This window comes from Kordia sp. (genome assembly GCF_045105435.1).
Classification (GTDB): domain Bacteria; phylum Bacteroidota; class Bacteroidia; order Flavobacteriales; family Flavobacteriaceae; genus Kordia.
This window is the reverse complement of sequence record NZ_JBGCDL010000231.1, coordinates 1-6,619: the sequence shown is the minus strand read 5'-3', so window position 1 is coordinate 6,619 and position 6,619 is coordinate 1. Positions and strand designations below refer to the sequence as shown.

Here is a 6,619-nt window from a genome sequence, read left to right as displayed (position 1 = left end):
GATGTGACGACTTGTGAAGTTTTAAAAAGAAGAAAATTACGTTATAAGTTTTTAAAACACAACAACCTTTAAACTGCAAAACTCATAAACTCATAAACTCATAAACTCATAAACTAAATTAAGTTTTCTGCTTCTTCTTTTTTGCAGCTGGAAAGAGAATGTTGTTTAAAATTAGACGATAACCCGCAGAGTTTGGATGTAATTCTAGTTCCGTTTTTGGATCTCCTACTCTATGCTGATAATCTTCAGGATCGTGTCCACCATAAAAAGTAAAGAATCCTTTTCCTTTTATTCCGTGAATGTAGCGACCTTCGCCATTGGTTCTATTTTCTCCTAATATTAATACAGAAGGTTTTATTTGAGAACGGTCAAAACTAGTCGTTTGTCCCATGAATCCTTTTACCAAAGCCGTATGATTTTGACATAACATCGTTGGAATTGGATCCCATTTTGCAGAAAAATCCATTAATGTAAAGTAATCAGCTTCTTTTGCTATTCGCCTTTTGGCTGTCATATCGATGGTAGAAAATTCATATTTTGTTGAACTTCGCTCTAATTCAAAGTTTGTAAATGCAAAGGTTTTGTTGAAATCTATTTTACTTTGATAATTTCTATCCGACACATCGCCATCAAACATGGGCTCACATATATCAATACCTTCTGCAGCAAGCGCAATATCAAAACTATCTGTAGCGCTACACATGGCAAACATAAATCCGCCACCAATGACATAATCTCTAATTTTTAAGGCAACATCACGTTTTTCTTCCGAAACTTTACTGTATCCCAACTTTTTTGCCAATGCTTCTGCGTCTTGCTTCTCACGAATGTACCAAGGTGCAGATCGATACATTCCATAAAATTTACCGTATTGTCCCGTAAAATCTTCATGATGCAAGTGCAACCAATCGTATTTTATCAAATCATCGGCAAGTACTTCTTCGTCATACACAACTTCATACGGAATTTCAGCGTATGTCAAAACCATTGTAACGGCATCATCCCAAGGCACATTTCCTTTTGGAGAATATACCGCAACTTTTGGCGCTTTTTCCAAAATAACTGCTTCCTGATTTTTGCTCGGACTTGCAATTTCTTCCAACATTGCATTGGTTTTTGCATCTGACAAAATTTCATAAGAAACACCGCGAATTTTACATTCTTTCTCTACTGCATCAATAGCTGGCAATAAAAATGAGCCGCCACGATAATTAAGCAACCATTTCACTTTTATCTTTTTTTCTAGCGACCAATACGTAATTCCGTATGCTTTTAAATGATCTTTTTGTGAATCCGAATCCATCGGAATCAAAATGTATGAAGCGTAGCTACTCGCTGAAAATAAGAGTACTAGCGTGAGTGTGATGATGTTTTTAATTTTCAATTGCATAATATTTAATACTAGGGAAAGATACACAAAAAATACATCGTTAAGAAGAATTTATAATTTCTATAACAATTCCTACAAAAATTTATTTTCCAACTATTCGGATACTCCTTTTTTAGCTTTCATTTTTTCTTGTAGAAAACATGTGCGCTCACAATTTAACAGCTTAAAATGTGATGGTTAGATATCAAAAAAAATACTAGTATAAAACAAAAAAAATGCTGATTCTCACAGCATTTTTTCATTCTTACAAAAAAAAGGGGAAAACACTAATCTGAAAAGAATATAAACACTTGCGCCTAACGATTTATATGTAATTAGTTTTATAACTCTAAAATTTAACTACAACACTTTATGGAAAATACAGTAATTATCAACTCTATAGGAAATGCTACTCCTGGAGCTTCAAAAGTATTGTCGGACGCGTTAAAAGTTCCACAAGACTATATTTTAAAACTACTATATAATGCGCCTTCCATTCTATTTCAAAAAGTAGATGAAGATACAGCGCAAAAAGCAGAAGATACACTAACAAAATTAGGATTAGATGTTTCTATATGTACTAAAGAAGATGAAATTGATTTAAGAACTGAGTCAATTGATATCAGTGTAAGTCTTGACGACATCCTATTATTACCGAAAGTCATTGAGCAATTATCGGTTTTCTTAGGCTGTAAGCAATCGGAAGTATTAAATCTAATGTTGAACGAACCAAGTATTGTGCTTGGAAATGTATCTGTCGCTACGGCGGAAGCGTTACAAAAACGTACCGATGCCAATGTACATTTTTCAAATCCTAGAAAAGACCAATATACTATACTCATCAGTAAAAAAGCAGCAGAAACACAATTACGAAATATTGAAAAAGTAATAAAAACAAAAGCTATAGAAAAGGAAAATGCGTATGTCTTTGAAAACATATCGTACGATCACTCACAATTATTGTGGAGACAATACCAAGCTAACAAAGCGGTAAAACTCATCAACCAAAGTCACCAATTGGTATCGGTTGTCTTAGCAGATTTTGATGTTTCAAACGAAGCACACGCAGCATTTTTAATTGAAAAAGTAGGCATGCCAAAGGAAATCTTAGAAGATGTACATGCAGCGCTTCCAATTTCATTATTTGAAAATATAAACAGAAAGCAAGCAAAAACAATCATTGCTGATTGTGCTGCTATCGGATTAAACACAACGATAGAACAAGACTTTAACTTCAAGAAAAAACTACAAATTGAAAACATTGAAGACTTAGAAAATGTAACTAAAATCTTAGCACAATTTATTGACAATGAAGACCTTCCTAAAGAAAATGCAACAAATTGGACAAGCAAAGAAGAAGTACCTCCATTAATTGCAAGATACCTTTTAGCGCAATTAGAACAAGTAACGTGTAACCCAGAAATCATCAACTAATTATGGAAACAAATATGCTACACTACCGAATTGCTGAACGCGGAAAAATGCATGCTTTAGACAAAAACTACAAAGAAGCATTACGTCATTACAAAGAAGCAATGAAGCTTACACAGCAAGAAAAAGATAGCGAACTGTTCTTTCAACATTACAGTCAGTGTGTTATGGAAACATTAGAACTTTCTGGCGCACACGACCAAGTAATTTCATTTTGTGAAAACTATCGCTCTTTCTTAAAAGACAAAGAACAAGATGTATTGGTTCGTAAACACAACGCTTATGTAAGCGAACGCCAAGCAATTCAGCATGTATTAAGAGAAGAACAAGACGAAGCAAAAGCACTACTCCAAGACATTCAAAAAGATCTTGGACGCGGTAAGCAACCAATTACAGACGAACTCTTAGGTTGGTTGCAAAGAGGATACAAAGTCAATAGAGATCAATTGACCAGACTCCAAAAAAAACATAATTATTTTATTGTGAGAAAAGAATCAGTAAATCCCAAAATTGCCATGGATTTACCTGAGGGCGTTTCTCCATTCTAACTTTTAAAAACAGAAAATGGCAGACGTAAAAACATTCGATCAAGGATCAAAAATACTACAAAACGTAGACGTGAGTAGTATGGTAACAGCGCTCGCCTTGGGTATTGCAGAGGCTCAAGAGCGGCTCGACACGAACTCGGTTTCGCAGCTTATTAGACTTTCAGAAAGTAAAGTAGCTGGGAAATCATTATTGGAATTAGGATTTCAACCCGCATTTTATGCGTTTGATTATGCTGATATTTCAGCATCTATCAGCTTAAAAATGGCCGTCAAAGAAGAAGTTGAAGTTGATTTTAGCTTATCAGTTGATTACAAAAACAACTCAAATTTTGACCAAGACTTTTTTGACGAATTAAAAGAAAGTAAGAAAAATTCGGTCAGTAAGTATTCCAAAACACAAAAAGATATTGCTTTAACAGCAAGTTCTTCAGAAGACATTAGTATTAACGAAAAAACAACCAAAGTTCACGAAGAAGAAGGTTCGTATTCGAAAATTGAAAAATCGAAAGAGCAAATGCGCGACGTAACCAATAATATTCGCGTGGAAAGTGTTATTGACGACAAAAGAGTTTTAGATCAAAACTCTTCTACTGATGTCTTTATTTCTAAAGAAGAAGGGTACGTAATAGTTACAGAACCTTATATTCATACGGATACAGAAGGATTGTTAAAACTAGACTCATCATCGTATCCTACCAGCAATCCAAAACCAGTAATTACTCTGAAAACTGGAAAAACATTTGAAAAAGAAACAAATTTCGCAACCACTTTAGGAAATGCTAGATCGGTGAATGGTGGAACTGTAACTGGGATTAATTCGACAGGAATTCACAGAACCGGAGGAACCAAAGTACACGAATTTTTCTTTGATTGGGATAAACATGTAATTGACTACGCGTATTCTACAGGAGTAAAATCAGATTCATTAAACCAAGCTGATGTTACCGCATTGGCAATGACTTTAAAAAGAGATCCTTCCTTAGTAGTTACGGTAACAGGATATACAGACGGAAGCGGAAGTGCTAGCCAAAAAAATGCTGCATACAATGAAGCACTTGGTGAAAAAAGAGCAAAATCTTTAAGAAGCAAACTAAGTCAGATTGCTGGCGAAACCTTTACAGACACACGTGTAAAAGTAGCTACAGAAGGAGAATCTTTAGCCAATGGAAGTACCGCAAGAGATGCTAATATTCGTAAAGTAACAGTAACATTTGCAAATGGTGCTCCTGATTATATTCTCTTCAATGGAGGAGAAATCACTAAAACAGGTGCAGCTCCAAAAAATACAGGACCAGATCATTTTGTATATGTAGAACCAACGAACTCTAGTGCCAATACAGGATTAGACATCACATTTCTGTATGGTGGAAAAACCTATGTATTACGCCAAGGAGCTACAAATAACTTGTCTTCTTTAGTAAATAGTAAAGGAAAATATGAAGAATTGTTTGTTGAAAAAGTAAACGAATCATATTACCTACTACACGAAGAAACGAAAGTAAACTATTTTGTACACTCGTCTGAAAACAAAGAATTAAACGTAAAAGTTAATAATGAGTCGTCAGAAGAAATGAACAAAGAATCAACTAATGTATATGTTGGCGAAACACAGAACGAATTCTCTAAATTAAAAAAATCACAACAAGATTTTCAAGGAGATAAATCAGTAGCAATTAGTGGTTCATTAGATGTTCGCTATGCGCGTCAATTTAGCATGTCGGTAGAAGGAAATGCTTCTGTATCGGCACGTATGATTTCTGTACCGCCGCCAACAGCGTTAGAAAACTACATTCAATCGTTGACAAATACAAATTCAAATTAATAATTGATGAGTACCACGCCTAAAGTTATACAACAAATTACCAACGCTCCATTACCAATGATGCTGGAAAAGCTCGGAATGTCAATTGCCAATGCGCAATCGGCTTTAGATGCAAATTCCATTCGTTTGGCAAATGAGTTGGCTGCGGTAAAAATTAATCTAGGTGATGAAGAATACAGTTTATTAAGCCTTGGTTTTGCACCCACATTTTACGCTTTTACAGAAGCTTCTGTAGAAATGAAAATGGAATTTTCTATGGCTGAATCTGAAAGCTACGGAGGCGCATTAGGATTCAGCTATGGGAAAAGCAGTGACTCAAACAGTAGTTCTAGTTCAGACAATAGTAGTAGTGATTCAACTTCTACTCAAATGTTTGGAGTTTCCATTTCGGCGCATTATTCACGTAAGTTTTCTTCATCCGCAGAAGGCTCATCATCAATTGCAGCAAAGATTGTATCGTTGCCTGCACCTGATATTTATCTTGAAATACTAAAGTCAACAATTAACACAGAAGAATAAATCAATTTAAAATTATAAAATATGTTTAATAAAAATCCAGAAATAGGGCAAGAATTGCTAAATGTACCTATGGGACAAATGATCGAAAGCATGGCAACATCTATTGCCAATGCACAAATGGCGTTAGACTCCAACTCGATCGAAGTAGCAGAAATGATGGGAGGATTAAGTCCAGTTAAATCTACTATTGGTGGAAAAGAATTTATCAACTTTAAAGACAGTCGTGTCTTCTTTGGAAAAGAAAAAGTAGAAACGAGTGATGCAGTAGAGTTGTACAACTCTAACTCTGATGCTGCATACAGAGCAGCCATTATGGCAAAGCTTAATCCTGCAGATATTGAAAACGGATATGACAAGCCTGTTATTGACGTTAATAAAAGTCCTATTGGAGCAACGGATGCAGTTTTTACTCCTGACAATCAGAAAAATGCAGATGTTTATTATAGAAAAGGTAGTGACTGGTATACTTACGATGCAGGAACTGAAGTATATGCTACTGCAGCTGCACCAATAGTAGTACCAGGAAAAAAAATGAAAAAACCTGCTGTAGCAGAAAAAACATTGTACTTACCACAACGTTTATCCATGTTAGAGCTTGGGTTCTCTCCTACTTTCTATCAATTTGTAGATACGATTATAAAAGTAACGATCTCCATCAAATTTACACGAGAAGGTTCATCTTCGTATGAATACAAGAGAAACTCAAAAAGTACGGACAGAAGCGCAAGTTTTAGCTGGAGAAGAGGTATAAAAACTAACAAAACAGTAACAACTACGCAAGTAAATGCAGGATTCTCTCAAAAATATAGTTATTCGGCAGAAGGATCAAGTTTACTACAAACAAAACTAGTTCCAATTCCGCCACCAGCGGCATTAGAAGAGCGTGTTCAACAACAAATGGCAATTGCTAGAGAAGAGTCTGAAAACTAG

6 protein-coding genes are annotated in these 6,619 nt (G+C 35.1%); 5 read left to right on the top strand and 1 reads right to left on the bottom strand.

Going from position 1 to position 6,619, the window contains the following annotated elements; translation table 11 throughout:
- Positions 1-118: 118 nt before the first annotated feature.
- On the bottom strand, positions 119-1,390 hold the full coding sequence (locus tag AB8B65_RS11945; protein WP_405301257.1) for an asparagine synthetase B: 1,272 nt from the start codon (positions 1,388-1,390) through the stop codon (positions 119-121).
- Between the two features lie 351 nt (positions 1,391-1,741).
- Here AB8B65_RS11945 and AB8B65_RS11940 point away from each other — a divergent pair, with 351 nt between their 5' ends.
- From AB8B65_RS11940 to AB8B65_RS11920, 5 genes are read left to right on the top strand one after another with little or no spacing between them, the layout of a single operon-like run.
- Positions 1,742-2,803, top strand: coding sequence for a hypothetical protein (locus AB8B65_RS11940; RefSeq protein WP_405301256.1), 1,062 nt, complete (start codon positions 1,742-1,744; stop codon positions 2,801-2,803).
- Between the two features lie 2 nt (positions 2,804-2,805).
- Positions 2,806-3,348: a hypothetical protein gene (locus AB8B65_RS11935; RefSeq protein WP_405301255.1), complete on the top strand. Its 543-nt coding sequence runs from the start codon at positions 2,806-2,808 to the stop codon at positions 3,346-3,348.
- Between the two features lie 16 nt (positions 3,349-3,364).
- Positions 3,365-5,170, top strand: coding sequence for an OmpA family protein (locus AB8B65_RS11930; RefSeq protein ID WP_405301254.1), 1,806 nt, complete (start codon positions 3,365-3,367; stop codon positions 5,168-5,170).
- A gap of 6 nt (positions 5,171-5,176) precedes the next feature.
- Positions 5,177-5,689, top strand: coding sequence for a hypothetical protein (locus AB8B65_RS11925; protein ID WP_405301253.1), 513 nt, complete (start codon positions 5,177-5,179; stop codon positions 5,687-5,689).
- A 21-nt stretch (positions 5,690-5,710) separates the two neighbouring features.
- Entirely contained in the window at positions 5,711-6,619 is a 909-nt protein-coding gene (locus AB8B65_RS11920) for a hypothetical protein (protein WP_405301252.1), read from the top strand.

Excerpts from the sequence above, each read along its gene's own strand:
- AB8B65_RS11925 (WP_405301253.1), top strand. The coding sequence starts at position 5,177 with ATGAGTACCACGCCTAAAGTTATACAACAAATTACCAACGCTCCATTA.
- AB8B65_RS11940 (WP_405301256.1), top strand. The coding sequence starts at position 1,742 with ATGGAAAATACAGTAATTATCAACTCTATAGGAAATGCTACTCCTGGA.
- AB8B65_RS11935 (WP_405301255.1), top strand. The coding sequence starts at position 2,806 with ATGGAAACAAATATGCTACACTACCGAATTGCTGAACGCGGAAAAATG.
- AB8B65_RS11945 (WP_405301257.1), bottom strand. The coding sequence starts at position 1,390 with ATGCAATTGAAAATTAAAAACATCATCACACTCACGCTAGTACTCTTA.
- AB8B65_RS11930 (WP_405301254.1), top strand. The coding sequence starts at position 3,365 with ATGGCAGACGTAAAAACATTCGATCAAGGATCAAAAATACTACAAAAC.
- AB8B65_RS11920 (WP_405301252.1), top strand. The coding sequence starts at position 5,711 with ATGTTTAATAAAAATCCAGAAATAGGGCAAGAATTGCTAAATGTACCT.